Consider the following 25,526-nt stretch of genomic DNA (forward strand, 5'->3'; position numbering starts at 1 on the left):
GCAATCCACCTACAGCATTTGCCATGCCGTGCGGTGGGATGCCTCGCGCAAGCGCAGGGGAACGCCGCTTGCGCTCCCGCAGCCGTGAATGGAAGCGATGGGCCTACGGTGGGTGAATAGCGCTCATCGCGTACACGGGAGCGTGCAAGATGTCTCGCTACGACGAATGCACTGACGCGCCGGAGTCGGCGCAACGGCGCGCCGTGCTCACGGCAGCGGTCGCGGGCGGCGCGGCGATGTTTGCCACAGGCGCGGCGCCCGCCGTTGCGCAAACGGCGCAAACGCGGGATTCGCGCGGACAGCCCGCGGATCGCCAGCATCAACCGCAGTTCGATCCCGCAAGCGATGCGACGACCGCCGACGTCATTGTGGAAACACTGCTCGCATGGGATGTCGATTACGTGTTCGGCATTGTCGGCGACGGCATCAACCCGCTCATCGAAGCGCTGCGCAAGCGCCAGAACCAGATCCGCTTCATTGGCGTGCGGCACGAGGAAGCAGCGGCTTTCATGGCGTCGGGCTGGGCGAAGGCCACCGGGCGGCTGGGCGTGTGCCTCGCCACCACGGGCCCGGGCGCGGTTCACCTCATGAACGGCCTCTACGACGCGCACATGGACGGCGCGCCGGTGCTCGCCATTACCGGGCTCACGTTCCACGATCTGCTCGGCACGCGCTTTCAGCAAGGCGTGGAAACCACCGCGTTGATGCAGGACGTCGCGCTGTATAACGTGGCTGTGTCGGGGCCGCGCCATGCGTTGACGGTGACCGACATCGCCTGCCGTCATGCGCTCGGCCATCGCGGCGTGGCGCATCTCGCCGTGCCGAAGGACGTGCAGACCTACCGCCTCGCGGACGACAGGCCTTCGATGGAGAACCACGGCATCCGCACTTCAGCCGCCTGGAGCGCGGCGGCTCCGACGCCTTCGCGCGACGATCTGCGCGCCGCCGCCGACCTCATTAATGCCGGCAATCGCGTCGCGATTATCGCGGGGCAGGGGGCGCTCGGCGCGAGGGCCGAACTGCAGCAACTGGCGGCGCGCCTGAACGCGCCGGTCGCGAAGGCGCTGCTTGGGCGCGCGGTCATGCCAGACGATTCGCCGTATTGCACGGGCGGCATCGGGCATCTCGGCACGTTGCCCTCCGAAGAAGCGATGCAGCGCTGCGATACGGTGCTCATTGTCGGCACGACCATGCCTTGGGTCGATTCGTATCCGAAGCCCGGCGCGGCGCGTGGCGTGCAGATCGACATGAACGCGGGGCGAATCGGCTTGCGCTTTCCTGTCGAGGTCGGGCTTGTCGGCGACACGCAGCAAACGCTGGCAGCGCTGCTGCCGATGCTGCGCCCGAAGGACCCCGCTTTCCTGCACGACATCCAGGTACGCGTGACGCAATGGAATGCGCTCCTCGATCGTGTGGCGGCGGTGGAGCGCACGCCCTTGCGGCCACAATCCGTCATTCGCGCGGTCAACGACGCACTCGCGCCCAATGCGCTGATCTGTCTGGATTGCGGCGCGAACACGCACTTCGCCGCGCGTTTTCTCACGATACGCGAGGGCCAGCAACTGGTCGCCACAGGCATGCTTGCGACGATGGCGCCCGGGCTGCCGTTCGCCATCGCGGCGCAGCTTGCCTACCCGGGGCGGCAGGTGGTGGCGATCGTGGGCGACGGCGGCTTCGCCATGCTGATGGCGGAACTCTCCACCGCCGTACAGCACGCGCTGCCCGTGAAAGTCGTCGTGCTGCGCAACGACATGCTTGCCGAGGTCGTATTCGAACAGAAAGCGCTTGGGAATCCGCCGTACGGTTGCGAACTCGGCGGAATCGACTTCGCGCAGGTTGCCGTGGCATGCGGCGCGCAAGGCTTCCGGTGCGCGCAGCCCGCGGACTTGCGGCCCGCAATCGATTCGCTGCTGCGCGCGCCCGGCGCGGCCGTGCTCGAAGTCCGCGTCGATCCGAACGAGCCGATCACCACGCCGGACAAGCTCGTCGCGTAACGCCGCATCGCTCCCGCGCGACCGCCACCAAGGTGAACCTGGCGAGCCGCCGCGCCGCCGCAATCGCGCCCGCCCGGTGAAGTTGTCGTAATATATCCACCGATATAACGGAGAAAGGCCCGCGAGCGTGCGGCCCTCCGATTCCCGAGGCAAGCGATGTTCATCCGTCAACTCAGCTACCTGGTCACGCTGGCCAGGGAGCAGCATTTCGCGCGCGCCGCGGAGCTTTGCAACGTCACGCAGCCGGCGCTTTCGTCCGCGATACGCAGCCTCGAAAACGAACTGGGGCTCGTGATCGTCCGGCGCGGCCGCCGCTTTCTCGGCCTCACCGAGGAGGGCGAACGCGTGCTGGGTTGGGCGCGCCAGACCATTGCGGCGCTCGATCACATGAGGCAGGACGTGTCCGCTTCGAACCTGCTGACCGGCACGGTCAAAATCGGCGTGATTCCCACGACGATGCCCGTCGTGAGCGCGCTCATCGCGACCTGTCGCGAAGCGCATCCCATGCTCAGCTTCTCGGTGCGCTCGCTGAGTTCGGACGCCATCCTGCGCCAACTCGACGACTACGAACTGGACATCGGCTTCACTTATCTCGACGATCGCACCCAGGCCGGCTTCGAAGTGCTCCCGCTTTACCGCGAACGGTATGTCCTCGTTTCGCCGTCCGGATCGGGGCAGAGCGTGTGCTCCGGCGCGGGCCGCTGGGATGCGCTGGGCAATCTGCACTTTGGCCTGCTCGATTCGTCGATGCAGAACCGTCAGGTCATCAACGCCGCGTTCCGCCGCGCGGGCATTCAGCCCAAAGTCGTGCTCGAAGCCGACTCGTTGCTCACGTTGATGTCGAACGTGCAGCATGCGGGGCTTCACACGGTGTTGCCGCATAGCGTGCTGAGCGTCATGGACAGCGCGCGCCGGGATGCGGTCACGCCGCTCGAGCCCGAACTCACGCGTGAGATCGGCCTGATTGCGCGCGATCTTCCCTCTCGTCCGCCGCTGGTGGCTGCCTTGTGGAAGGCCGCGAAACATCTCGATCTGCAAACGCGTTTCGACGCGTTCCTCGATCGAACCGGCGCGCCGGTGGAGGCATCGACGGCCGCTTCATAAGCACGACTTATCAGGTAATTCGTCGAAACGATTGGATCTGCATCGAGCTTCTCGTCGACACTCTGTCCGTCGATCGGCCGCAACGGCGCGATCGTACAGCCGGCGGCTCCCCAAGGCGGCCGGATTCCCGAAAATCAGAGTGGAGACACATCGTGGCAAAAATTGTTTGTGTGCTGTACGACGATCCGGTCAACGGTATGCCGAAGCAGTACGCTCGCGACACGCTGCCTGAAATCACGCGCTATCCCGACGGGCAAACCACGCCGACGCCGAAGGCCATCGATTTCACGCCTGGCCATTTGCTAGGTTGTGTCTCGGGCGAACTGGGTCTGCGTAAATATCTGGAATCGAACGATCATCAACTGGTGGTCACGTCCAGCAAGGACGGCGCCGACAGCGTCCTCGACCGCGAACTGCACGACGCCGAAATCGTGATCTCGCAACCGTTCTGGCCGGCCTACATGACGGCCGAGCGGATCGCGAAGGCGCCGAAACTCAAGATGATCGTCACCGCGGGCATCGGTTCCGACCATACCGATTTGCAGGCCGCGATGGACCGCGGCATCACCGTGGCGGAAGTGACCTATTGCAACAGCAATAGCGTGGCGGAGCATGTCGTGATGACGACGTTGGCGCTCGTGCGCAACTATATTCCGTCGCACAACTGGGCCAACGAAGGCGGCTGGAACATCGCCGATTGCGTCGAGCGTTCGTATGACATCGAGGGCATGCACGTGGGCACCGTGGCCGCCGGCCGGATCGGTCTGCGCGTGCTGCGACTGCTCAAGCCGTTCGACATGAAGCTGCACTACCTCGATCGTCACCGTTTGCCCGAGTCGGTGGAGAAGGAACTGAATCTCACGCATCACACGAGCCTCGAAAGCCTGACCCGCGTATGCGACGTGGTGACGTTGAATTGTCCGCTGCATCCCGAAACCGAACACATGATCAACGCCCGGACGCTGAAGAACTTCAAGCGCGGCGCGTATCTGATCAACACCGCTCGCGGCAAGCTGTGCGACCGCGACGCCATTGTCGACGCGCTGAAAAGCGGCCAACTGGCGGGCTACGGCGGCGACGTGTGGTTCCCTCAGCCGGCGCCGGCGGATCATCCGTGGCGCAGCATGCCGCACCAGGGAATGACGCCTCACATCTCCGGCACGAGCCTCTCCGCGCAGGCCCGTTATGCCGCGGGAACGCGCGAAATCCTCGAGTGCTACTTCGAAGGGCGCCCGATCCGCGACGAATATCTCATCGTGCAGGGCGGCAAGCTCGCGGGCGTGGGCGCGCACTCGTACAGCGCGGGCAATGTGACCAAGGGTTCGGAAGAAGCGGCCCGCTTCAAGACGGCCTGACGGCCCCTTGCCCCGCTTCCGCTTGCGCTAACGGGCGGCATCGACGCGGCGTGCCCGGGCTTGCGGCATTCTGCTTGCCGGCCTGGGTGGGGATTCCCGGTTCATTCCGTGCCACCAGGGCTCCGCAACCCTGGTTTGCTAATGTTCAGGCGAGCAGCTTCGTGCGGCACGACGATTGCTGTCCCGGGTTACCGATGCACGAGGGCTTCGACGGAGCCGGAAGGCATGGCCGCAGGGTGCGGGAAAGCGCAGCAATGGGCCGGGAGAACACCATGTCAGTGCGTACGAAACTCGATAGCTGGCGCAACGTTGGGAGTTTCGCCGTACGTCGGCTGGCTGACTACGCGGAATTGTTGACGATTGAAATGGCGGAAACGCGCTCGCGCCTGCTGCGCGAGTTCATCGCGCTCGTTGCGTTGACGGTCTGCGCCCTGTTCACCGTGTCGTTCTTCTGCATTGCCGTGATCGCCTCCGCGTTGAACAAGCCATATTTTCTTTACGTGGTTTGGGGTGTCGCGATCGCCTGGCTGTTACTCTCGCTGATCGCGCTGCTGGCTTGTCGGGCGCTGCGTCCGATCCATTCGTTCGATGTCCTGAAAGACGAGTTGCAGGCCGATCTCCAGTCTTTGCGCGAGGCCCTCAAATGAGACACGAATTCGATCTTCGGCGCGCGCACGAAGCCGCTGTGCTGGAACGCATGCATATGACCCGGGAGCAGTTTCGCGCGGTAGACAGCGCGTTGCGAACCACGAGCGCCCGCCGCTCCGCCGCGCGGCGCGCCCCGAATCCGCAGGCGTTGACCCTGACGAACGTAGGCCGGGCGCTGTACGACGCTCCGCATGTGACGCTGCTGGGATCGATCGCACTGGCGGCGCTGGTGCTCGGCCCGAAGCGGGTCGTGCCCCTGGTCGTGCGCACGGGCCTCACCACCTGGGTTTCGCGCAACGTTCGCGCGGTCGTAGGGCGGCATTAGTGCAATCGAAGTGCGCTGGCGGTGCGCCGGGCCATGCCCGCGCCTCGGGAGCGACGCTTGCGCTCTCGCGGATTGCCTCAACACGAAGGCATCAATTGACGGGAGAGTGACGATGGGCAAGCCTCATTTTTTGATGGTCGCGGCGGTAGCCGCTCTTTCCATCGCGCTCGCGCCGGGAATGGCCGGCGCGCAAACGAGCGCGTCCGACGTTTCGGGTAGCGGCAGCATGTCGAAGGCGCAGCGCAAGGAAGCGCGCAAGGAAGCTCGCGACCAAAAGAACGCAGAACTAAAGAAACTCGAAAAGAACGGATATAACCCTGCGGCGGGAAACGATTCGAATTACCCCAATGATATTCAGAATGCCGAGAAAAAGGCGGCTTCGCCTGGCGCGGCGAGTCAGTAAGGAAAGCGGAATAGTTATCGCGCGCCCACTATCATGGCCATTCGACCGAGGCTAGCCGTGGCGAGAAATCAGACAAGTACAAAAAACGGGAACCGCGCGGCGGGAGCGAGCGGGGCATCCGCCACGGACTCCTTGCCGCCGGGACTGCGCTATGTCGACGACTCGCGGCGCGGCTACACGCGCGAGCGCACCGGCGCAGCGTTCGTCTACTTCAATACGCAAGGCGAGCGCATCAAGGACGAAGCGGAGATTTGCCGCATCAACGCCCTCGCGATTCCTCCCGCCTATACCGATGTGTGGATCTGCCCTGACGCGCGCGGCCATCTGCAGGCCACGGGCCGCGATGCGCGAGGGCGCAAGCAATATCGCTATCACCCGCGCTGGCGCGAAACGCGCGACGCCACGAAGTACGAGCGCATGCTCGCGTTCGGCACCGCGTTGCCGGGACTGCGCGCGCGGCTCACGCGCGATCTCGCGCTCGACGGCATGCCGCGGGACAAGGTATTGGCGACCGTCGTGCGCCTGCTCGACGTCACGCTGATTCGCGTCGGCAGCGAGGAGTACGCGCGGGAGAACCGCTCATATGGTCTGACGACGCTGCGCAAGCGGCATCTGAAAGTGTCGTCGGATGGGTTGCACTTCAAGTTTCGCGGCAAGAGCGGCGTCGAGCATGACGTTGCCGTGAACGATGCGCGCGTCGCGCGGATCGTGAGGCGCTGCATGGAACTGCCTGGCCAGGATCTCTTCCAGTATCTCGACGCCGACGGTACGAGGCATGCGGTCAATTCCTCCGACATCAACGATTATCTGCGCGAGGTCACCGGGGCCGATTTCACGGCGAAGGACTATCGCACGTGGGCGGGCAGTGTCTTCGCGCTGGCGGCGCTGCGCAAGCTGGAATGGGAGACGGTGACGCAGGCGCACAAGCATGTCGTCGGCACCATCAAGGAGATTTCGCAGCTACTGCGCAACACGCCGGCGGTGTGCCGCAAGTGCTACATCCATCCGGCCGTGATCGAGGCGTTCGAGGCGGGCGCCCTCGCGCAGGCGCTTCCCGCCGCGCGCCGCCGCGGACTCAAGGCCGACGAAACCGCCCTCGTGATCTTTTTGAAGAGCGATGCGAAGCGCCGGGCGCGCGAGGCGTCGCGCCGCGAGCGCGAAGGCACGACAGGCGATGCGCGCCTCATTCGCCTGCTCGCGCAATCCAGCCGCGACGCGCGTGCGAACGCAAGGAAGACCGCGGGGTCCGCTCGCACGTCCGCTGCGAAAAAATCCCGCGCTGCCGCCTGAGCCTGCCGCCTGAGCCGCCTGTTCGCCCCGATCCCGCGCTGAAACCCGCCGCTTGCGGCTGGCGGCCCATTCATTCTTCCGCTTCTCGCGTCACGATTTCGTGCGCGGCCCTTCCGTTACGGCGTCCCACGTCCGCTTGACGATACGCTGCACGTCGGCCTTGAAAGCTTTTTCGTCTTCCGCGCTATCGATGAGGAGCGCCGCCTCGCAAACCATGCGGCCGATCATCCGCGCCGCGAGCGCCACGTTCTTCGCCGCAGCGCTGCCGCGCGGCGCCTGCGCCTGGAGCGCGGTGGTCAGGAGACCGAACGTGCTCGCTTCCTCGATTTCGCGACAGCGGTCCGAGCCCAGCACCGCGGTTGCAGTTTCGAGCACGAGGTGCCGGTAGGCCGGCTCCGAGCACACGTCGAGGAACGCCGCGATGCCAGCGCTTACCCGCTGCGCCGGCGTCGCGGCTGCGGAAGCGGCGCGTACGCGCGCCGTGGCCTCGGCCTGCAGCGCGACGACGAGCGCATCCAGCAGTTCCGGTTTGCCGGAGAAGTGATGGTAGAACGCGCCGCGCGTCACGCGGGCCTTTTGCGCGATCGCCTCCAGACTGACCTGCGGATAGCCCTGAGACGTGAACAGTTCGCGCGCGGCAACAAGCAGCGCTTCGCGGGTGGCGTCCGCATATTCGGCGCGGCGGGTTTTGAATGCTTCTGTCATGAGACGAGGAAGGTTGACTTTTCACAGACGCATCGTAGTATACATACGCGATGTATGTGAAAGTCGCAATGTATGTCATCCCCTTTGTGGTGCAAATCAACCTTCACGAGGTGAGTCCATGACGGATTCCAGCCATGCAGAGATGAAGTACGTCCCGCCCACCGCCGAGCAGTTGCACGCGGCGCAAGATATCGTGCACCGCTTCGCGCAGCGGTGGCGGCGCCCGGTTGCGGAAGAGTTGCGCGACCTGATGCATCCGGACACGCAGAACCTGATTCCGCCGATGACCGTTCCCGCCAATCGCGAAGGCGTGATCGAGCATTTCCGGCAAGTCCTGCAACAGTTGCCCGATCTCGAAGTCGAGGTGATCCGCTGGGCGCCGACCGAGGATGCAGTGCTGATCGAATGGCGCGCACACGCCAGCGTCGCGGGAGAATCGCTCGAATGGCAAGGCGTCGATCGCTTCAACGTACGCGGCGACCGCATCTACCAGGGGCAGGTGTATTGGGACACGCGCGGCGTGGCGGAGCGGATCGCCGGCGCCGTGCAGCGCGCGCAAGCGGGGGCCGCCGCGCGGGGCTAGCGCCTGTGCGCGATCTGCACCTCACCGACCTGCGGGTCGTCCACCATCCTCCATAGCCAACCCAGCGTTGCCGCCGGTCGAGCCGGGAAAACCGTCCCGCCGTCGACACGCTGGCTCCCCGCACCAGGGACATTCCTGGGGCGGCTTTCTGGCTTCCGGCTTGACCTCTAGCATTCCTGTGTGTGAATATTCATTCATCACGGTGAATTTTACCCCGTGGCTCGCGTGAGCCGAGGCGGGACGACCCGAAGGTTCTCCGACAACAGAGACGTGTTGGCAGCGCATCCGCCGCCCCGGCGTCGCATGGGCGATTCTTTGGCGTTTCCAGTTCCCATCAGTCAGTACTGCATATCAAATGGACATTCCTTCACCTCACATGGCAGGATCGCTGCACGGCTTGCGCGTTGTGGACCTGTCCCGCGTGCTCGGCGGCCCGTACTGCACGCAGATTCTTGCCGACCACGGCGCGCAGGTCATCAAGATCGAACCGCCGGGCGGCGACGAGACGCGCGGCTGGGGGCCGCCGTTCGACGGCGAAACCGCTTCGTACTTCCAGGGCGTCAATCGCAACAAGCTGGGCGTCGTGCTGGATCTCACGCAGCCGGCGGAACGCGAGCGTCTGCTCGCGCTACTCGAAACGGCCGACGTACTGGTGGAGAACTTCAAGGTTGGCACGCTCGAGCGATGGGGGCTCGGTTACGACACCGTGCTGGCCGCGCGCTTTCCGCGGCTCGTGCATTGCCGCGTGTCCGGATTCGGCGCGGACGGCCCGCTCGGCGCGTTGCCCGGCTATGACGCGGCGATTCAGGCGATGACCGGCCTCATGAGTGTGAACGGGGAGGCGGGCGGTGCGCCGCTACGTATCGGCGTGCCGATCGTCGATCTCGTGACGGGACTCAATGCGGCCCTCGGCGTGCTGATGGCGATACGCGAGCGCGAGGTCAGCGGGCGCGGCCAGTTCGTCGAATCGACGCTGTTCGATTGCGCGCTCTCGATCCTCCACCCGCACACGCCCAATTATTTCTACTCGGGCAAGGAACCGCAGCGCACTGGCAACGCCCATCCGAACATTACGCCTTACGACATGTTCCACACCGGCAGCGGCGACATCTTTCTCGCGGTCGGCAACAACACGCAGTTCGCGGCGCTGTGCCGACTGATCGATGCGGCGCATCTCGCCGACGATCCGCGCTTTGCCGACAACCGCTCGCGCAGTCAGCACCGCGACGCACTGCGCGCGGCGCTCGAACAACGTTTCGCCGACTGGGACGGCCCGCAGCTTGCCGACAGGCTCGTGCGCCATGGCGTGCCATGCGCGCCGGTGCTCGGCGTGGGCGCGGCGCTCGCGCATCCTCACGTCGATCATCGCGCAATGAAGGTCGAGATGGGTTCCTACCGCGGAATCGCGTCGCCGATCAAGCTGGGTCGCACGCCGGCCACGTACCGAAGCGCGCCGCCCGCGCTCGGCGAACACGCGGCGCAGGTCTTCGGCGAACCGCCGCGCGAGGCGTAGCCGTCGCATCGAAAGCCATCCGGTAGAACCACAACAGCGGCCCACGCAGCGCCGCGCAGGAGACAGCAATGGCATCTGGCAACGAGGCAAGCAGCAGGGCGCACACGGAGACCGAATCATGCTCGCGCTAATCGGCACGCTCGCGATTATCGCCCTGTTCACGCTGATCATCACGAAGCGGCTTTCGCCGCTCGTCGCCCTGATCGCGGTGCCCATCGTCGCCGCGCTCGCTGCGGGATTCGGGCTCTCCACGGCGAAGTTCATCGTCCACGGCGTGCAGAACATCGGCCCGGTCGCGGGCATGTTCGTTTTTGCCATTCTTTTCTTCGGTATCCTGACTGATGCGGGGATGCTCGATCCGATCATCAACGGCGTGCTGCGCGTGGTGGGTTGCCATCCGCCGCGCATCGTCATGGGCTCCGCACTGCTTGCGCTGCTGATCCACCTGGACGGTTCGGGCGCGGTCACGTTCCTTGTCACGCTGCCCGCGATGATGCCGCTCTACACCCGCCTCGGTCTCGACCGCCGCATTCTGGCGTGCGTCGCCTCGATGGCGGCGGGCGTCAACTTTCTTCCGTGGGTCGGGCCGATGTTGCGCGCTTCGGCGGCACTGCATATTCCGGGCACCGTCATTTTCTATCCGATGATTCCCGTGCAGATCGTCGGCCTTGTTTTTGTGTTCGGCACGGCCTACCTGCTCGGAAAGCGCGAGGAAAAGCGCCTCGGTCTCACGCGCGAACATGCCGCGAGCATCGCCGCGACGCCGCGTGTACTCACGCCCGAGGAGCTGGCGCTGCGCCGGCCCCATCGCTTCTGGATCAACCTCGTGCTGACGCTCGTCGTGCTCGTGACGCTCGTTTCGGGCATTGTCGATCCCATGGTCATGTTCATGATCGGCACCGTGCTAGCGCTCGTCATCAACTATCCCGACGTGAACCAGCAGCGCGAACGCGTCGATGCCCATGCGAAGGCGGCGCTGATGATGGCGAGCGTGCTGCTTGCGGCGGGCGCTTTCACCGGCATCATGACCGGCACCGGCATGCTCAATGCCATGGCCGAGGTCGTCGTGCGTCACGTGCCCGCCGATCACGCGCGCCATATGCCGTTCGTGCTGGGGCTCTTTTCGATGCCGCTCAGCCTGCTTTTCGATCCCGATTCGTTTTACTTCGGCATCCTGCCTGTTCTGGCGAAGAGCGGGGAACTGCTCGGCGTGCCGCCCGTGCAGATGGCGCAGGCGGCGCTTCTCGGCCAGATGACGACGGGCTTTCCCGTTAGCCCGCTCACGCCGGCGACGTTCCTGATTGTCGGCTTGACCGGTGTGGAACTCGCCGAGCATCAAAAGTTCACGATTCCGTTTCTGTTCGCCGCCACGGTGCTGATGGTGTTTACGGCGGTGTTAGTGGGCGTGTTCCCGCTGTAATAGCGAATTCGTTTAGCCTCAAGAGGAAGTCCGTTATGAATTTCAACCTCAATGAAGACCAGCAGTCGATCGTCGCTGCCATCGAAAAGATCTGCGAGCGTTTCGACGATAGCTACTGGCTGGAACGCGACCGCGAAGGCGGCTTCCCGCACGACCTTCACCGCGCGCTTGCGGACGCCGGCTGGCTTGGCATTGCGATGTCGCCCGACTACGGCGGCTCCGGGCTCGGCATGACCGAGGCCGCGCTGATGATGCGCACGATCAGCGCATCCGGCGCCGGACTTTCGGGTGCATCGGCCGTGCATATGAACATCTTCGGACTCAATCCGGTGCAGGTGTTCGGCAGCGAAGCGCAGAAGCAGCGATTTCTTCCGCCGCTCATCGCGGGCCGCGACAAAGCGTGTTTCGCCGTGACCGAGCCCGACGCGGGACTCGACACGACGCACCTGAAAACGCAGGCCGTGCGCGATGGCGATCACTATGTGCTCACGGGCCGCAAGATCTGGATCTCGACGGCGCAGGTCGCGAACAAGATGCTCATCATCGCGCGCACCACGCCGCTGGACCAGGTGGCGAAGCCTACCGACGGCCTGAGTCTTTTCTATACCGACCTCGACCGCACGCGCGTGGAAGTTCGCGAAATCGAAAAGATGGGCCGCAAGGCGGTCGATTCGAACATGCTCTTTATCGACGGCCTGCGCGTGCCCGTCGAGGACCGCATTGGGGAGGAGGGCAAGGGCTTCCACTATCTGCTGCACGGGTTGAATCCGGAGCGCATCTTGATCGCGTCGGAAGCGGTGGGGCTCGGCCAGGCGGCGTTGCGGCACGCCACGCAGTACGCGAAGGACCGTGTCGTGTTCGGGCGTCCCATTGGGCAGAATCAGGCGATCCAGCATCCGCTCGCGCAGGCGTGGATGGCGCTCGAAGCCGCGAACCTGATGGTGATGAAGGCCGCCACGTTGTACGACGCGGGCGAGCCATGCGGCGCCGAAGCCAACGCCGGGAAATACCTCGCCGCCGAAGCCGCGTTCCAGGCGTGCCAGACGGCCATCGCCACGTTGGGCGGCATGGGCTACGCGAAGGAATACCACGTCGAACGCTATCTGCGGGAGTGTATGATTCCAAGGCTCGCGCCCGTCAGCCCGCAAATGATCATGTGCTTCATCGCGGAAAAGGTGCTCGGGCTGCCGAAGTCTTACTGAACACCGCAAGGGGCGTCGCGCCGCCTTGCGACCCACTGCCCGACTCATGGACGTCAAACTCGTAGCCCGCACACTCGACGTGTTCGAACTCTTCGCCGCCGAACAGAGGCCGCTGGCGCTCGCCGAAATGGCGCGGCTGCTGGATGTGCCCTCGTCGAGTTGCCTCGCGCTTGCCCGCACGCTCGTGAGCCGCGGCTATCTGTACGAGGTGCGCAAGCGCGGAGGCTACTATCCCACGCGACGTCTGCAACTGCTCGCCAACGCGATCAACGCAGTCGATCCGGTGGTCCAGATGTTGCACCCGCGCCTTGTCGAATTGCGCGACGCGACAGGCGAAACCATCGTGCTGGGCAAGATTCACGGCGTACAGGTCGTCTATCTCGACGTGGTCGAATCGGAGAAGGCGGTGCGTTATGCGTGCGCGCCCGGTTCGCTGCGCCCCTTGCATGCGAACTCGATTGGCAAGGTGATTTGCGGCGAACTCGATGCGCCGGCGCGCGACGCACTCTGCGCAAAGCTTGATTTCGAGCGATTCACGGGCGCGACCGTCGCGGATCGTGCCGCGTTCCTCGATCAGGTGAGCGCCGCGCATGAGCGAGGCTGGTACGCGAATATTGGCGAGAGCGCGCCCGAACTTTCGGCGGTGGCCGTCGCTCTCGATTTCGGCGGCGACCTTTACGGACTCTCGATTGGCGGCCCGACCGAGCGAATTCGCGAACAACTCAACGAGCACGTGGCGACATTGACCGCGGCAAAACAGCAGATTCTTCTGACCTGGCAAAAGAGCGAGACCGACTAAGCTTCGCTTTTCCCGCGCACCATCCTCTTCCCACGCTCGATCGTTCGATGCCAAAACCCTGGTTGACAAGGGTCGATCGTTTAATTAACGTACGTTAACTAAACGATCGTTCGCTACAGGAGACGGCATGCGGATCGACAATGGACAACCGAAAGTCGTGCTGGTGATTGGGGCAGGAGACGCCACCGGGGGCGCCATCGCGGCGCGTTTCGCGCGCGAAGGCTACATTGCCTGTGTGAGCCGCCGCTCGGCGGACAAGCTGGAGCCGCTGATTGCACGCATTCGCGAAGCCGGCGGCGAGGCTTATGGCTATGGCAGCGACGCGCGCAAGGAAGAGGATGTGGTGGCGTTGATCGAGCGTGTCGAGGCGGAGCACGGACCAATCGAGGTCATGGTGTTCAACATCGGCGCGAACGTGCCGTGCAGCATTCTCGACGAGACGGCGAAGAAGTATTTCAAGATCTGGGAGATGGCCTGCTTTAGTGCGTTTCTCAACGGCCGCGAGGTGGCGAAGCGAATGGTCGCGCGCGGGCGCGGCACGATTCTCTTCACGGGCGCAACCGCGAGCGTCCGCGGCTCGGCTAATTTCGGTGCGTTTGCCGGCGCCAAGCATGCGCTTCGGGCACTCGCGCAAAGCATGGCCCGCGAACTTGGGCCGCGCAACGTTCACGTTGCCCACGTTATTGTCGACGGCGCCATCGACACCGATTTCATTCGCACGACGTTCCCGGAGCGCTACGCCCTGAAGGAAAAGGACGGCATCCTGAACCCGGACCACATCGCCGAGAACTACTGGTATCTGCACCAGCAGCCGCGTGACGCGTGGACGTTCGAACTGGATCTGCGTCCGTATATGGAGCGCTGGTAAAGCGTTACTTCAAGGTCTCGATGTCGAGCGCTTCGCCGAGAAGTCGCCGGCTGGACGCGAGAATTTCGCGCCTCGTGCGCTCGCTTTCCACCGTGCGCGCGAGCAGAAGGGCGCCGACGCATTGCGCCATGACGGCCCACGCGGTGTCCTTGTCGTCGAGGTGGGCGCTCCAGCTCTTCTGGATGCGCTTGAGCGATTTTTCGACCTCGCCGCGTGCGTTGGGCGTGCTTCGCGCGATTTCCGGGCCGATCGCGGGCAGCGCACAACCCGATTCGGGATGCAGAACGTGATACGTGCTCAGGTAGCTTCTCAGGCGCTTGCCTAGATCGGCGCCGGGCGCGTCCTTGTCCACCGCCAGCAGATCGGCGCTGTTGGACGCCTCTTCGCCGACGAGGGCGTCGAAAAGCGCCTGCTTGGAGGGGAAATGATTGTAGAACGCGGCACCCGTGAGCCCGATCGACGCCATCAGCGCGTCGATTCCGGTGGAGGCAAAACCGCCTTCCTTCGCAATGGCGCGGCTGCTTTCGATAAGCCGGCGTCGCGTTTCTTCTTTGTGCGAGCTTGAATAGCGCATGGTCAAAAAGCTGGTCGGAATATTGAATGAGAATAGCATAACGGTCGTTCAGTGAACGACCGCTTATCAATCAGAACGTATCAGGAGAAAGAAATGGCGAAAACCGTAGAGTTCTATTTTGACTTCGGCAGCCCGGCGAGCTATCTCGCGTGGACACAGGTGCCGGCCATCGCTGCGCAAAGCGGGGCTGAACTCGTGTATCGGCCGGTCCTGCTGGGAGGCATTCACAAGGCGACGAACAATGTGTCGCCGGCGACCATTCCCGCGAAGGGCGCCTGGATGCAGATCGATCTCGCGCGTTTTGCCAGGCGCTATGGCGTCACGTACACGCATAATCCGCATTTTCCGATCAACACGCTGCTGCTCATGCGGGCCGCAACCGGTGCGCAGATGCATGACGAGCAACTGTTCCTGCGCTATGTCAGCACGGTGTTTCGCGCGATGTGGGAGCACCCTCGCAACATGGGCGATCTACCGACCGTGCAAGCCGTTCTGGAGGACGCCGGCCTGGATGGCGAGTTTCTGTTGCAGCGCGCCCAGGACCCGGCGGTGAAGGAGCGGCTCAAGCACGATACCGAAGCCGCCGTTGCGCGAGGTCTGTTTGGCGCGCCGACAATATTCGTGGGCGACGAGATGTTCTTCGGGCAAGACCGGCTCGATTTCGTCAAGGAAGCCTTGCGTTAGGCATATCGCTATCCCTTCGCCCGCTCCGCTGCCTGCGCGATACGATCGCGCACGACGCCGATTGCCTGCTTGAGCGCATAGACGTCCTGGAAATAGCGATAGGGAATTCGTATCCGGCTCGCATTCGCGTCGATGTTTTCGATTTCTTCGCGCCATTGTGCGATCTGCGAGTGAGTTGGCTCGCGGCTATTCCACACCTCGTCTTCCAGTGCCTTGATTTCTCGATACCAGACGACGAAGCGCTTTTTCATCCGCGCTTCGACGAGGCGCGGCAACGCCTGAATCAAACCGAAGAGAAGCGCCGCGAACGGCACGAGTATCAGCAGCCGCCGCTCAATCAGACTCGCAAGCCAGAATGGCAGATAGCGATAGAGAAACGGCTGGCCCGATTTGAAGTAGCGCGCGCTTTCGTCGGAGATGGGAAATTCTTCCGTCTTCAGGTTTGGAAACGTGCCGAGCGGCGTGAAGTAGTCCTCGCCGCCGTGAACGGCGTGGGCCGCTTCGAGCAGCAGATAGACGAGCGCCGGATGCATCGTGTCTTTCGATACGAGCAGCGCCGTCGCCGCGAGCAGTGTGACGTCGGTGCGCGGCAAATCGTCGGCGACGCTCGTGGATGCGCGCGGCAAGACGATCTTCGAAAGCGATGGAAATTTCTGCACCAGCGCATCGGCCTGCGAGAAACTCATCAGCTTGAGCTTGCTGTTGAGCAGCGTCTTTTGCATGTCCGCGTCGGGCCTGCCGATGAAAAACGCGGCGTCGATCTGGCCGCTTTCGAGTCCTTCATAGGCTGCGGGCGCATCCATTTGCAGCAGCGTGGAGTTCTGGCTCGTGATGCCGCTATAGCCGAGCAGCACCTGCGCCACGTTGAGCAGGCCGCTGCCGGGCACGCCCATCGAAATCCTCTTTCCGCGCAGTTGCGATAGCCGGTCGACCGTGGCGTCGCCGCGATAGAACACCCAGATCGGTTCGTACGACACGGCGGCGATCGTTTGCAGATGATCGGTTTCCTTCGGGCGGGTGGTGCCCGACTGGATGAAACCGACTTCGTAGGCGCTATTCGGGTCTCGCAGTCGCTCGTAATTTTCCACCGAGCCGGACGAACTGCGAATATCGAGCTTGATGCCCGCGCGCTTCAAAATGGGCGCATAGCGATCCGCGAACCCGCGATAAATGCCGTTGTCCGCGCCGCTGGTCATGACGATGGTGCGCTGGAACGCGGGTTGAACGACGATCGCGAGGAGCCAGCCGAGCGCGGCTAACAGAACGATTACGCCGATGAACAGCAGTCGCCGCTTCGCGCGGGTCATGGGCGCCTTCTGGCTGCGGTGCAGGGCGGGATTGTGTCTGGGCATCGTTATCGGCCGCTTGTATGAACTCACATGATAATGGATCGCTTTTAAGGAGATCGCCGATTACGCACCCGATTTGACGGCGCCGCAACGCGGCGGTTAGGCTCCTCCCATGCGCCCATCCAAAGTCGATCTCAATCTTTTCGTTGTTTTCGAAGCCGTCTATCGAACGCGCAATCTCACGCGCGCGGCGGAGATGCTTTTCATCACCCAACCCGCCGTGAGTAACGCGCTCGCACGCATGCGCAAGGCGTTCGACGATCCTTTGTTCGTTAGCACTCCAGCGGGCATGATGCCCACGCCCGTTTCCGAGAACATCATCGGGCGCGTGCGTGAGGCGCTTCAGTTGCTCGATTCGAGCACTCACGCGGGCGAGCGTTTCGATCCTGCCTCGTCGCAGCGAACCTTCCGGCTCAGCATGAACGACCTGACCGAGGCGCTGCTGCTGCCCGCGCTCGAAGACGTGCTGCAACGCCGCGCGCCCGGCATTCGCATTGAGAGCTACTTCACGACGCGCCGCGACGTTCCCGAAGCGCTCGCGAGCGGCGCCGTGCATCTCGCGATCGACGCACCGCTTATCGACGATCCGCACCTGGAGCAGGAGCCGCTGGGCCGCGACCGTTACGCGTGCATGGTGCGCCACGAGCATCCGTTTGCGAAGAAGAAACTCACCACCGGCGACTATCTGCGCTTCGGCCATATTCACGTGTCCAGCCGGCGGCAGGGGCCCGGTCTCGTCGATACGGAACTCAACAAGCTGGGCCTGCGGCGCACCATCCAGACACGCGTTCAGCATTATCTCGTCGCACCCTTGATCGCGATGCGCACCGATCTCGTCCTGACTGCGCCGCTCATGCTGCTCAAGCGCTACGACGCGCGCATTCTGGCGCTGCCGTTCGATCTCCCCGATCTGGAGACGCATGGCTACTGGCACCGCAGCGTGACGGCGGACCCCGCGCATCGCTGGCTGCGCGAGCAGATCGGGCGCCTCATGCGCAAGCAGCGGGGATAGCCCATGCGCATCACCGTTTGTTATGACGCGGTATCACGAGAATAAATTTCCTGAATACTGCGCGCGCCGGTATTGTTTCGGTCATGTTCAGACGAGGTTGGCATGGCGGAACTCTATCTGGTGAGGCATGGGCAGGCGTCGTTCGGCGCGGAAAACTATGACGAGCTTTCATCCTCAGGCAGCGTCCAGTCGCGCTGGCTGGGCGAATACTACGCGCAATCGGGCCTCACGTTCGACCGCATCGTGACGGGCACGATGCGCCGTCACGCACAAACCGCCGACGCGTTGCTCGCCGCAATGGGCGGCGCGCCCGTGGAAATCGCGCAGGACGCCGATCTGAACGAGTACGATTTTCACGCGCTCTTTTCCGCGCTCGAAGAAAGCGGACCCGCGCCGGGCACAACGGCCGAAGGCTCGATGAAACACTTTTACAAGGAACTCAAGCGGGTCTTGCAGCTTTGGTCCGAAGATAAGCTGCCCGGCCGCGTGCCCGAGACCTGGGCGCAGTTTCAGGCGCGTGTGGAGCGTGCGCGTCGCGCCATTCAGCGCTCAGGCGGCAAGCGCGTGCTGGTAGTGAGTTCTGGCGGCCCGATTGCCGTCTTTACCCAGCAGGTTCTTCAGGCGCCCGCCGCGGCCGCTATCGCGCTCAACACGCAGATTCGCAACAGCAGCGTGAGCCAGTACGTCTTCAACGAGAGCGCCATGTCGCTCGTCACCTTCAACACCTTGCCGCATCTCGAACAGGCCGGGCGGCGCGAACTCGTCACCTATGGCTGATTCCAATCCGGATTCCCGCTCCATGATGAATGCAAGTCTTCAGTTCGATGCCGATGCGCTCACGCGCTATCTGGCCGCGCACGTGCCCGGTTTTCAGGGGCCGATGTCCGTCGCGAAGTTCGCGGGCGGACAGTCGAACCCCACGTTTCTTCTAGACGCGCAAAGCGGCCGCTATGTGCTGCGGCGTCAGCCGGCGGGCGAACTGCTCAAGTCCGCGCATGCCGTGGACCGCGAATTCCGCGTGCTGAGCGCGCTTGCCGGCACGCCGGTTCCCGTTGCGCGGGCCTTGCATCTTTGTGAGGATCGCGAAGTAATCGGAGGCCTGTTCTATGTGATGAGCTTCGAGGAAGGCGAAATCTACTGGGACCCGTCGTTGCCCGCGTTGCCGCCTGAAGAACGCGGCGCCGTGTACGACTCGCTGATCGGCACGATGGCGGCCTTGCACGACGTGGATGTCGAGGCCGTCGGTCTTGCCGGCTATGGCCGCGCGGGCAACTATTTCGCACGGCAGATCGACGTGTGGACCAAACAATATCGCGTGTCGCAGACCGATGAGCTTGACGCGATGGAAGCGCTGATCGACTGGCTGCCGGCGCATTGCCCCGCCGAAGCGGGCCAGCCGTCGCTCGTGCACGGCGACTTTCGCATCGACAACTTCATCTTCCATCGCGGCACGCCGAAAGTTCGCGCGGTGCTGGACTGGGAACTCTCCACGCTCGGCAATCCGCTCGCCGATCTCGCGTACTTCTGCATGTGCCTGCGGCTTCCGCCCAAAGGCCATATGGGCGGTCTCGCGGGGCTGGACAGGGCAGCGCTTGGCGTGCCGGACGAGGCCGCAATTGTCGAGCGGTATTGCAGCTTGCGCGGCATCGCGTCGATCGGGCACTGGAATTTTTACCTCGCGTTCAGCTTCTTCCGGCTCGCCGCTATCGCGCAGGGCGTGAAAAAGCGCGCGCTCGGCGGCAACGCATCGAATGAGAAGGCGCGCCAGGTCGGCGAAATGGCCGGTGCGCTGGCGACAATGGGCGTCGACGTCATTTGACGACTGACGCTCCGCGCGCCAGCACGAATATTCGAAGGAGACAGTTGTGACTACTAATTTATTTGATCTGAATGGAAAGATTGCATTGGTCACGGGCGCGAGCCGCGGCATTGGCGAAGAAATCGCCCGGCTGCTTGCAGGGCAGGGCGCGCATGTGATCGTGTCGAGCCGCAAGCGCGACGACTGCGAGAGCGTCGCGCGCGGGATCCGGGAAGCAGGCGGCAGCGCCGAGGCATATCCATGCCATGTGGGACGTCTGGACGACATTCAGGGCGTTTTCCAGCACATCCGCGCGAAACATGGCCGGCTCGACATACTCGTGAACAACGCAGCGGCGAATCCCTATTTCGGCCACATTCTCGACACCGATCTTTCGTCCTTCGAAAAGACGGTGGAAGTCAACCTGCGCGGCTACTTCTTCATGTCGGTCGAAGCGGGCAAGCTGATGCGCGAGCACGGTGGCGGCGCGATCGTCAACACGGCTTCCGTCAACGCGCTGCAACCCGGCGACAAGCAAGGCATCTATTCGATCACGAAGGCCGCCGTGGTCAACATGACGCGCGCGTTCGCCAAGGAGTGCGGGCCCTTCGGCATCCGCGTGAACGCCTTGCTGCCGGGCCTGACCAAAACGAAATTAGCTGGAGCCCTGTTCGAAGACCGGGCCCTGTACGAAAGCTGGATAGCGAAGATTCCGCTGCGCCGCCATGCGCAGCCGCGCGAGATGGCCGGCACCGTGCTGTACCTCGTCTCCGATGCGGCGAGCTACACCAACGGCGAGTGCATCGTCGTCGACGGCGGTTTGACGATCTGACCATGGGTGCGGCGCGCGCGACCAGCGCTCGCGCCGCACGACATTCACCCGGATTCAAGGAACAGCAAAATGAACTTTGCCTATAGCCCGAAAGTCGCCGCGCTTTGCACGCAGGTGCAGGCGTTCATGGACACGCATATCGTGCCGCGCATTCACCGGTGGCACGAGGAAGTGAACGCGGGACAGTATCCCGTTTCCTTCATGGAGGAACTGAAAGAGAAGGCGCGAGCCGAGGGCCTCTGGAACCTGTTCCTGCCGCATCTGCGCGATGACGAGCCGGGCACGCGACTCACCAATCTCGAGTATGCGCCGCTCGCGGAAATCATGGGGCGCGTTGCCTGGGCCTCCGAAGTATTCAACTGCAATGCGCCGGATACGGGCAACATGGAGTTGCTCCACCTGGTCGCCACGCCGTCGCAACGCAAGAAGTGGCTCGCACCGCTGCTCGACGGCAAGATTCGTTCGGCGTTTGCGATGACGGAACCCGCGGTTGCTTCCTCGGACGCAACCAACATCACCACGTCCATTCGCCTCGACGGCGACGACTATGTGATCGACGGCCGCAAGTGGTTCATCACGAACGCCGCGCACCCGAATTGCCAGTTGTTCATCGTCATGGGGAAAACGGACCCGGACGCGCCCGCGCACCGTCAGCAAAGCATGATTCTGGTGCCGCGCGACACGCCGGGCGTGGATATCATTCGCAATATCACCGTGGTCAATCACACCGCGCCGGAAGGCCACTGCGAGATCGAATTCAGGAACGTGCGGGTACCGCGCTCGAATCTGCTCGGCGAAGAAGGCAGCGGTTTCGCGCTCGCTCAGGCTCGTCTGGGACCGGGCCGCATTCACCACTGCATGCGTTCCATCGGCGCCGCCGAAGTGGCGCTCGAACTGATGATCGAACGCGCGCAGGCGCGCACGGCATTCGGCAAGAAGCTCTATGAGCATGGCCCGGTTGCGGAATGGATCGCGAAGTCGCGTATCGAAATCGACCAGGCCAGGCTTTTGGTGCTGAAGGCCGCGTGGATGATCGACAACGTGGGCGCGAAGCAAGCGCACAAGGAAATCGCCATGATCAAGGCCCTCGTGCCGAACGTGCACACCGCCGTGTGCGAGCGGGCGATCCAGACCTTCGGCGCAATGGGTCTGAGCCCCGACACGCCGCTCGCGGATAGCTGGACGTGGGGCCGCGCATTGAAGTTCGCCGATGGCCCGGACGAGGTGCATCTGCAGAGCATTGCGCGCATGGAGATCAAGGCGCGGCCCTATGAGCCGGGCCATGAGAATCCCTACTTGACGCGCTAGCGAGACGAGGCGAGACGAACCGGCCGCCCCGAACTTCACCTTGAATCGGGCGGCAGTTAGTCTCGCTGAAATTCCCTGTTCCAGAAAAACGAATTCCCCTCTCCCTGTATTGCGCGCAGTCTGGCAGCCAATTCCGGCTGCGCAAAGCGATGCGTCCCGCGCGCGATGCGAAACGCATCGACCCGCTTTGCGGCCCGCCAGATCCAATACAGGAGACAGCATGGCAATCGTCAATTCCGGCGCCCGCCTCGACAGGCTACCTATCGGCCGGTTCCACTGGAAGATACTGGGCCTGATCAGCGCGGGCGCGTTTCTCGATGCCTTCGACATCTATCTCGCCAATGGCGCATTGGCGGCGATGGTCAAGACCGGCTTCGCCGATTTGCGCGTCGGCTCGTTCTTTCTGTCCGCTACATTCCTTGGCATGATGATCGGCGCGGGTCTTTCGGGCTACCTGGGCGACCGCTTCGGGCGCCGCTTCTCGTACCAGGCCAACCTCGCGATTTTCGGCGGTGCGTCGTTCATTGCCGCGTTCGCGCCGAATATCGAATGGCTGATCCTGCTGCGCTTCATCATGGGCGTCGGCCTCGGCGCCGAACTGGTGGTCGCGGCCGGCACGCTGTGCGAATTCGTGCCGCCGGGCAGCCGCGGGCGCTGGACGTCGCTGCTCGCGCTCATCACCAATTCGGGGCTGCTCGCGGCCACCGCCGTGGGCTACTGGGTCATTCCTCATCTCGGCTGGCGTTATATGTTCGCGATTGCGGGCGTAGGCGCGATCGTCGTTTGGGCGCTGCGTCATCGCATGCCGGAGTCGCCGCGCTGGCTGGAAACCGTGGGCCGGCTGGAGGAAGCCGAGCGGACGGTTTCCGCCATCGAACAGGAGGTCGAGCGGCACAACGGCGGCGCGCTGCCGCCTGTGGCCCGTGTCATGAGCCACGAGACGACTGCCGCGCCGTTTTCCGCGCTCTTTGCCGCCGGCATGAAAGGCCGAACCTTCGTGGCGGCGCTCACCGCCATCGCCGTGAACGTTTCCCTTTATGGTTTCGTGGCATGGCTGCCCGCGTTCTTCGTCAATGAAGGGCTGAGCATCACGCGTTCGCTCGGGTTCGTGTTCCTCATGTCGTTTGGCGCACCGGCGGGCGCCGTGGTGGGCTTTGCCATTGCCGATCGCCTTGGCCGCCGCAGGGCATTGATCGCCGGAGCGCTGGTCTCCATCGTGCTCGGATACTTCTACGTGCAGATGCGCGATCCCGCCGCTATCTCCGTGATGGGATTCGCGCTGGTGACCGCGCTCTACACCGTTTGCACGATCGGTTTGTTCGTCTATATCCCCGAGTTGTTTCCGACCACGCATCGTCTTCGCGGCACCGGCGTGGCGGGCACATGCGGGCGCGCTGCGTCGATGTGCACGCCTTATCTGGCGGTGCTGCTTTATTCGCGCTTTGGCGTGTCGGGTGTGGTAGCGATGGTCGCGTGCGTGCTGGTGGCGCTGTGCGTCGCGTTGCTGTTCCTTCGCGTCGAGGCGAGCGGGCAGACGCTGGAGGCCGTGTCCGCGCCGGACCCGCAGGAAGAAGCGATCAAGCAGCCCGACAGTCACGCGGCCTTTTGACTGCGCTTGCTCTTGGCGAGCGCCTTAATTGTCAGACCCGTTGCCAGACCCGCTCGAACAATAGCGTGCGAACTGTTCCTGGGATACGGCAAAGCCCTTCTGTTTTGCCAGTTCCCAGGGCCGTTCGCAGCGCTGCGTGGCTGCGCACCACGAATAGCCGGCCGAACCGATGCACCCGTGCGCATCGCGGTCGGCGCCAGGCTGAATCGATGACGCAGTGGAAGAAGCCGTTGACGAGGAATTCGCGCAGGCGGCAAGCGAACTTGCCATTGCAATAGCGAGGAGAAAAGCAGAAGAAAAATTTAGACGCATGGAACGTGCCTCCCGAAGAGGTCTCACCGTACCACGCCCGAGCTTGCACATGGAGTCAATACCGGTTGTGCCTTGACCGAAAACCAGAACCGGATCGTCCCCGTTTTTTCTTTCTGCATTTCCACGCCATTGCCCCTAAAATTCCATGATCCTGCTGCACCGGAGCACCACCATGGAACGAAAGAAAGCTGAACACATCCTGCTCGAAGCCGACGAGATCGCCGGTCTGGTTCTCAACGGTTTCGACATGACAATGGAAACCGACGCCGGGCGCGCGCTTTACGATCGCGCGTTCACCGCGTATATCCACAATGAAATTGGCGACTCGCCCGTCGCGGAACTGTACGACGCGTTGAACGGTTCGCCCGAAGCGTTTGCTGCAACCGCGCCGCAGTAAGTACGCGCCCCGTTTGAACAATCACGAATGAGGCCATGCACGCGAGCGCATGGCCTCGTTTCATCTTTACGCGTTCACTTCACATCGAACGCGTAATGTCCGGTCGTGCGATGCCCATCGGCGGCCACGGCAACCCATACCACCGAATACTTCCCCGGCGTCAATGCATTGAGCGCGACCGACATGCGCTTGCTGTTGTTCGCATCGACTCTGGCTTTCTCGCGAATCACGGACTTGCCCTGCGCGTTCGTCACGTCGATGGAACTGAACGCGGGTTCGAGCCCATCGTCGAAGTCGATGACGACGGCGTTGAGCGTGGCGGGCGCGGTCGATCCCGCGGGCGGTTCCTGATGCGTCGGATAAGCATGGGCCCATGCGAGATGGGCGGCCAGCAGCGCCGCCGTGGCGACAGCCGTGCGCAAAGTAGCGAGTTTCATGGCGATATTCCTGTGTGTCGTGTGTGTCCGCGTGAATACGCGGGCTTACTGGAAAAGCGGCTTGCCGATCGTGCGCGGCGCGACATCGTCGAAGAAGATGTGCACCTGCGCGAGGATGCCGACGTGCGAGCCGCTTGCGCGGTTGATCGGTATCTGCGCTTCGATGCCGAGCTGGCCGTAGCGGTTCATCCAGATGAAGCCGGGATTGACGGTGCCGGTCGTTTGCCCCTGGCTGCGCGAGAGAGGCACTTCGACCAGCGGGATGAGGCTCGAAAACGGCTGCGGCAAGCCGAGATCGTGAACGTGCTGTTGCAGATAGGGCAGGCTGTACTGGAACGTGAAGCCGTAGTCGAACGAATTCGGCTGGCCGCTGCCGGTCGTGAACGACGGTCCCGCTTCGCCGGTGATGGCGATGGGCCGCAGCCACGCGAGCGAGTCCGGCAGGTCGCCCATGCCCTTGCCCGCGAAGATGGTGGGCGAGATCGTGGAGAAGTTGTCGGCGATCGCGCGGCTGCCCGTGCCGCCGAGTTCGGCGTCCACGCCCACCGACGTCATGAATTCGTGCGCGTCGTTCACGTAGAGCAGATACTTCAGGCCCACGCCGAAGTTGTCGAAGCCGCGCGCGGTCGGGTTGTTCTGCATGACGTAGCCGCCGTCTACCGAGAACGCCAGCCTCGGCGTGATGAGCTTGTCGTATTCGAAGCTGAAGGTGTTGATGCTCTGGTCGCCGGCGTCGCCGGGCACGCGCTGGTGTCCGAATTCGAGGTTGGCTTCGTCGCCTACGCCGGGGTCGTCGACGGAAAGCGTGGAGGGAAATACGCGGTCGCCCGCGATGGCGTGCGCATGGGCCGCGCATGGCCCGAGCAGCAGCGCGCAGCCGATTACAGGAGCGGCGATGCGGTTCAGCGCGCGAGTGCGTGCAGGCACGCCCGGCGCGGCGTGGCTGGACGGCGATTGGTCAGACATGGGTTGTCCTGTCGGAGAACGAGGCACGCGCGCGAGCCG

The 25,526-nt window shown here is 63.6% G+C and carries 27 protein-coding genes; 21 read left to right on the forward strand and 6 right to left on the reverse strand.

Annotated elements, in window-relative coordinates:
- Positions 1-149 precede the first annotated feature (149 nt).
- From U5768_RS10345 to U5768_RS10375, 7 genes are all read left to right on the forward strand, one after another.
- Entirely contained in the window at positions 150-1,994 is a 1,845-nt protein-coding gene (locus U5768_RS10345) for a thiamine pyrophosphate-binding protein (RefSeq protein WP_322030287.1), read from the forward strand.
- 156 nt (positions 1,995-2,150) lie between these two features.
- Complete coding sequence (locus U5768_RS10350; RefSeq protein WP_322030288.1) at positions 2,151-3,098, forward strand: LysR family transcriptional regulator; 948 nt, start codon at positions 2,151-2,153, stop codon at positions 3,096-3,098.
- A gap of 152 nt (positions 3,099-3,250) precedes the next feature.
- Positions 3,251-4,453 (forward strand): NAD-dependent formate dehydrogenase, encoded by a 1,203-nt coding sequence (locus U5768_RS10355; RefSeq protein ID WP_322030289.1) that lies wholly within the window; start codon positions 3,251-3,253, stop codon positions 4,451-4,453.
- Between the two features lie 161 nt (positions 4,454-4,614).
- Positions 4,615-5,100 (forward strand): phage holin family protein, encoded by a 486-nt coding sequence (locus tag U5768_RS10360; protein ID WP_322030290.1) that lies wholly within the window; start codon positions 4,615-4,617, stop codon positions 5,098-5,100.
- Positions 5,097-5,426 carry a hypothetical protein gene (locus tag U5768_RS10365; RefSeq protein ID WP_322030291.1) on the forward strand — a complete coding sequence of 110 codons (330 nt, stop codon included), beginning with the start codon at positions 5,097-5,099 and terminating at the stop codon, positions 5,424-5,426. The genes U5768_RS10360 and U5768_RS10365 overlap by 4 nt, the downstream gene beginning before the upstream one ends.
- 112 nt (positions 5,427-5,538) lie before the next feature.
- Positions 5,539-5,829, forward strand: a complete 291-nt coding sequence (locus U5768_RS10370; protein ID WP_322030477.1) for a DUF4148 domain-containing protein — start codon at positions 5,539-5,541, stop codon at positions 5,827-5,829.
- Between the two features lie 33 nt (positions 5,830-5,862).
- Positions 5,863-7,119, forward strand: a complete 1,257-nt coding sequence (locus U5768_RS10375; protein WP_322030292.1) for a DNA topoisomerase IB — start codon at positions 5,863-5,865, stop codon at positions 7,117-7,119.
- A 90-nt stretch (positions 7,120-7,209) separates the two neighbouring features.
- On the opposite strand, the gene U5768_RS10380 is transcribed toward U5768_RS10375, so the two are convergent.
- Positions 7,210-7,824, reverse strand: a complete 615-nt coding sequence (locus U5768_RS10380; protein WP_322030293.1) for a helix-turn-helix domain-containing protein — start codon at positions 7,822-7,824, stop codon at positions 7,210-7,212.
- A 118-nt stretch (positions 7,825-7,942) separates the two neighbouring features.
- Between U5768_RS10380 and U5768_RS10385 the strand changes: the two genes are divergently transcribed.
- The 6 genes from U5768_RS10385 (at position 7,943) to U5768_RS10410 (ending at position 14,209) form a co-directional block, all read left to right on the forward strand.
- Positions 7,943-8,407 carry a nuclear transport factor 2 family protein gene (locus U5768_RS10385; protein WP_322030294.1) on the forward strand — a complete coding sequence of 155 codons (465 nt, stop codon included), beginning with the start codon at positions 7,943-7,945 and terminating at the stop codon, positions 8,405-8,407.
- A 355-nt stretch (positions 8,408-8,762) separates the two neighbouring features.
- Entirely contained in the window at positions 8,763-9,920 is a 1,158-nt protein-coding gene (locus U5768_RS10390) for a CoA transferase (protein ID WP_322030295.1), read from the forward strand.
- Positions 9,921-10,038: 118 nt separating this feature from the next.
- Positions 10,039-11,340 carry a citrate:proton symporter gene (locus U5768_RS10395; protein WP_322030296.1) on the forward strand — a complete coding sequence of 434 codons (1,302 nt, stop codon included), beginning with the start codon at positions 10,039-10,041 and terminating at the stop codon, positions 11,338-11,340.
- 35 nt (positions 11,341-11,375) lie between these two features.
- The gene (locus U5768_RS10400; RefSeq protein ID WP_322030297.1) at positions 11,376-12,542 is read left to right on the forward strand and encodes an acyl-CoA dehydrogenase family protein; all 1,167 of its coding nucleotides are present in this window, start codon (positions 11,376-11,378) and stop codon (positions 12,540-12,542) included.
- A gap of 46 nt (positions 12,543-12,588) precedes the next feature.
- Positions 12,589-13,341, forward strand: a complete 753-nt coding sequence (locus U5768_RS10405) for an IclR family transcriptional regulator (RefSeq protein ID WP_322030298.1) — start codon at positions 12,589-12,591, stop codon at positions 13,339-13,341.
- A 127-nt stretch (positions 13,342-13,468) separates the two neighbouring features.
- Positions 13,469-14,209 carry an SDR family oxidoreductase gene (locus U5768_RS10410; RefSeq protein WP_322030299.1) on the forward strand — a complete coding sequence of 247 codons (741 nt, stop codon included), beginning with the start codon at positions 13,469-13,471 and terminating at the stop codon, positions 14,207-14,209.
- A 4-nt stretch (positions 14,210-14,213) separates the two neighbouring features.
- On the opposite strand, the gene U5768_RS10415 is transcribed toward U5768_RS10410, so the two are convergent.
- Positions 14,214-14,783, reverse strand: coding sequence for a TetR/AcrR family transcriptional regulator (locus U5768_RS10415; RefSeq protein ID WP_322030300.1), 570 nt, complete (start codon positions 14,781-14,783; stop codon positions 14,214-14,216).
- A gap of 93 nt (positions 14,784-14,876) precedes the next feature.
- On the opposite strand from U5768_RS10415, the gene U5768_RS10420 reads away from it, so the two are divergent.
- Positions 14,877-15,467 (forward strand): 2-hydroxychromene-2-carboxylate isomerase, encoded by a 591-nt coding sequence (locus tag U5768_RS10420; protein ID WP_322030301.1) that lies wholly within the window; start codon positions 14,877-14,879, stop codon positions 15,465-15,467.
- A gap of 8 nt (positions 15,468-15,475) precedes the next feature.
- Here U5768_RS10420 and U5768_RS10425 read toward each other — a convergent pair whose 3' ends face one another.
- Positions 15,476-16,774, reverse strand: a complete 1,299-nt coding sequence (locus tag U5768_RS10425) for a TAXI family TRAP transporter solute-binding subunit (protein WP_322030302.1) — start codon at positions 16,772-16,774, stop codon at positions 15,476-15,478.
- Between the two features lie 154 nt (positions 16,775-16,928).
- Between U5768_RS10425 and U5768_RS10430 the strand changes: the two genes are divergently transcribed.
- From U5768_RS10430 to U5768_RS10455, 6 genes are all read left to right on the forward strand, one after another.
- Positions 16,929-17,828, forward strand: coding sequence for a LysR family transcriptional regulator (locus U5768_RS10430; protein ID WP_322030303.1), 900 nt, complete (start codon positions 16,929-16,931; stop codon positions 17,826-17,828).
- Positions 17,829-17,930: 102 nt separating this feature from the next.
- On the forward strand, positions 17,931-18,605 hold the full coding sequence (locus U5768_RS10435; RefSeq protein WP_322030304.1) for a histidine phosphatase family protein: 675 nt from the start codon (positions 17,931-17,933) through the stop codon (positions 18,603-18,605).
- Positions 18,606-18,627: 22 nt separating this feature from the next.
- Positions 18,628-19,647 (forward strand): phosphotransferase, encoded by a 1,020-nt coding sequence (locus tag U5768_RS10440; RefSeq protein ID WP_322030305.1) that lies wholly within the window; start codon positions 18,628-18,630, stop codon positions 19,645-19,647.
- Between the two features lie 46 nt (positions 19,648-19,693).
- Positions 19,694-20,458 (forward strand): SDR family oxidoreductase, encoded by a 765-nt coding sequence (locus tag U5768_RS10445; protein ID WP_322030306.1) that lies wholly within the window; start codon positions 19,694-19,696, stop codon positions 20,456-20,458.
- Between the two features lie 69 nt (positions 20,459-20,527).
- Entirely contained in the window at positions 20,528-21,766 is a 1,239-nt protein-coding gene (locus tag U5768_RS10450) for an acyl-CoA dehydrogenase family protein (RefSeq protein ID WP_322030307.1), read from the forward strand.
- Between the two features lie 220 nt (positions 21,767-21,986).
- Positions 21,987-23,375 (forward strand): MFS transporter, encoded by a 1,389-nt coding sequence (locus U5768_RS10455; protein WP_322030308.1) that lies wholly within the window; start codon positions 21,987-21,989, stop codon positions 23,373-23,375.
- Positions 23,376-23,399: 24 nt separating this feature from the next.
- Here the strand turns inward: U5768_RS10455 and U5768_RS10460 are convergent, their stop codons facing one another.
- Positions 23,400-23,687, reverse strand: coding sequence for a hypothetical protein (locus U5768_RS10460; RefSeq protein WP_322030309.1), 288 nt, complete (start codon positions 23,685-23,687; stop codon positions 23,400-23,402).
- Positions 23,688-23,832: 145 nt separating this feature from the next.
- Between U5768_RS10460 and U5768_RS10465 the strand changes: the two genes are divergently transcribed.
- Positions 23,833-24,084 carry a hypothetical protein gene (locus U5768_RS10465; RefSeq protein ID WP_322030310.1) on the forward strand — a complete coding sequence of 84 codons (252 nt, stop codon included), beginning with the start codon at positions 23,833-23,835 and terminating at the stop codon, positions 24,082-24,084.
- 74 nt (positions 24,085-24,158) lie between these two features.
- Here U5768_RS10465 and U5768_RS10470 read toward each other — a convergent pair whose 3' ends face one another.
- Positions 24,159-24,521 carry a copper resistance protein CopC gene (locus U5768_RS10470; RefSeq protein WP_322030311.1) on the reverse strand — a complete coding sequence of 121 codons (363 nt, stop codon included), beginning with the start codon at positions 24,519-24,521 and terminating at the stop codon, positions 24,159-24,161.
- A 45-nt stretch (positions 24,522-24,566) separates the two neighbouring features.
- Entirely contained in the window at positions 24,567-25,487 is a 921-nt protein-coding gene (locus U5768_RS10475; protein WP_322030312.1) for a hypothetical protein, read from the reverse strand.
- Positions 25,488-25,526: the final 39 nt, after the last annotated feature.

Source organism: Paraburkholderia sp. J76 (assembly GCF_905220295.1).
Lineage (GTDB): Bacteria > Pseudomonadota > Gammaproteobacteria > Burkholderiales > Burkholderiaceae > Paraburkholderia.

Coding starts and splice junctions, on each gene's coding strand:
- U5768_RS10345 (WP_322030287.1), top strand. CDS start 150: ATGTCTCGCTACGACGAATGCACTGACGCGCCGGAGTCGGCGCAACGG.
- U5768_RS10350 (WP_322030288.1), top strand. CDS start 2,151: ATGTTCATCCGTCAACTCAGCTACCTGGTCACGCTGGCCAGGGAGCAG.
- U5768_RS10365 (WP_322030291.1), top strand. CDS start 5,097: ATGAGACACGAATTCGATCTTCGGCGCGCGCACGAAGCCGCTGTGCTG.
- U5768_RS10370 (WP_322030477.1), top strand. CDS start 5,539: ATGGGCAAGCCTCATTTTTTGATGGTCGCGGCGGTAGCCGCTCTTTCC.
- U5768_RS10375 (WP_322030292.1), top strand. CDS start 5,863: ATGGCCATTCGACCGAGGCTAGCCGTGGCGAGAAATCAGACAAGTACA.
- U5768_RS10380 (WP_322030293.1), bottom strand. CDS start 7,824: ATGACAGAAGCATTCAAAACCCGCCGCGCCGAATATGCGGACGCCACC.
- U5768_RS10385 (WP_322030294.1), top strand. CDS start 7,943: ATGACGGATTCCAGCCATGCAGAGATGAAGTACGTCCCGCCCACCGCC.
- U5768_RS10390 (WP_322030295.1), top strand. CDS start 8,763: ATGGACATTCCTTCACCTCACATGGCAGGATCGCTGCACGGCTTGCGC.
- U5768_RS10395 (WP_322030296.1), top strand. CDS start 10,039: ATGCTCGCGCTAATCGGCACGCTCGCGATTATCGCCCTGTTCACGCTG.
- U5768_RS10400 (WP_322030297.1), top strand. CDS start 11,376: ATGAATTTCAACCTCAATGAAGACCAGCAGTCGATCGTCGCTGCCATC.
- U5768_RS10405 (WP_322030298.1), top strand. CDS start 12,589: ATGGACGTCAAACTCGTAGCCCGCACACTCGACGTGTTCGAACTCTTC.
- U5768_RS10410 (WP_322030299.1), top strand. CDS start 13,469: ATGCGGATCGACAATGGACAACCGAAAGTCGTGCTGGTGATTGGGGCA.
- U5768_RS10415 (WP_322030300.1), bottom strand. CDS start 14,783: ATGCGCTATTCAAGCTCGCACAAAGAAGAAACGCGACGCCGGCTTATC.
- U5768_RS10420 (WP_322030301.1), top strand. CDS start 14,877: ATGGCGAAAACCGTAGAGTTCTATTTTGACTTCGGCAGCCCGGCGAGC.
- U5768_RS10425 (WP_322030302.1), bottom strand. CDS start 16,774: ATGACCCGCGCGAAGCGGCGACTGCTGTTCATCGGCGTAATCGTTCTG.
- U5768_RS10430 (WP_322030303.1), top strand. CDS start 16,929: ATGCGCCCATCCAAAGTCGATCTCAATCTTTTCGTTGTTTTCGAAGCC.
- U5768_RS10435 (WP_322030304.1), top strand. CDS start 17,931: ATGGCGGAACTCTATCTGGTGAGGCATGGGCAGGCGTCGTTCGGCGCG.
- U5768_RS10440 (WP_322030305.1), top strand. CDS start 18,628: ATGATGAATGCAAGTCTTCAGTTCGATGCCGATGCGCTCACGCGCTAT.
- U5768_RS10450 (WP_322030307.1), top strand. CDS start 20,528: ATGAACTTTGCCTATAGCCCGAAAGTCGCCGCGCTTTGCACGCAGGTG.
- U5768_RS10455 (WP_322030308.1), top strand. CDS start 21,987: ATGGCAATCGTCAATTCCGGCGCCCGCCTCGACAGGCTACCTATCGGC.
- U5768_RS10460 (WP_322030309.1), bottom strand. CDS start 23,687: ATGCGTCTAAATTTTTCTTCTGCTTTTCTCCTCGCTATTGCAATGGCA.
- U5768_RS10465 (WP_322030310.1), top strand. CDS start 23,833: ATGATCCTGCTGCACCGGAGCACCACCATGGAACGAAAGAAAGCTGAA.
- U5768_RS10470 (WP_322030311.1), bottom strand. CDS start 24,521: ATGAAACTCGCTACTTTGCGCACGGCTGTCGCCACGGCGGCGCTGCTG.
- U5768_RS10475 (WP_322030312.1), bottom strand. CDS start 25,487: ATGTCTGACCAATCGCCGTCCAGCCACGCCGCGCCGGGCGTGCCTGCA.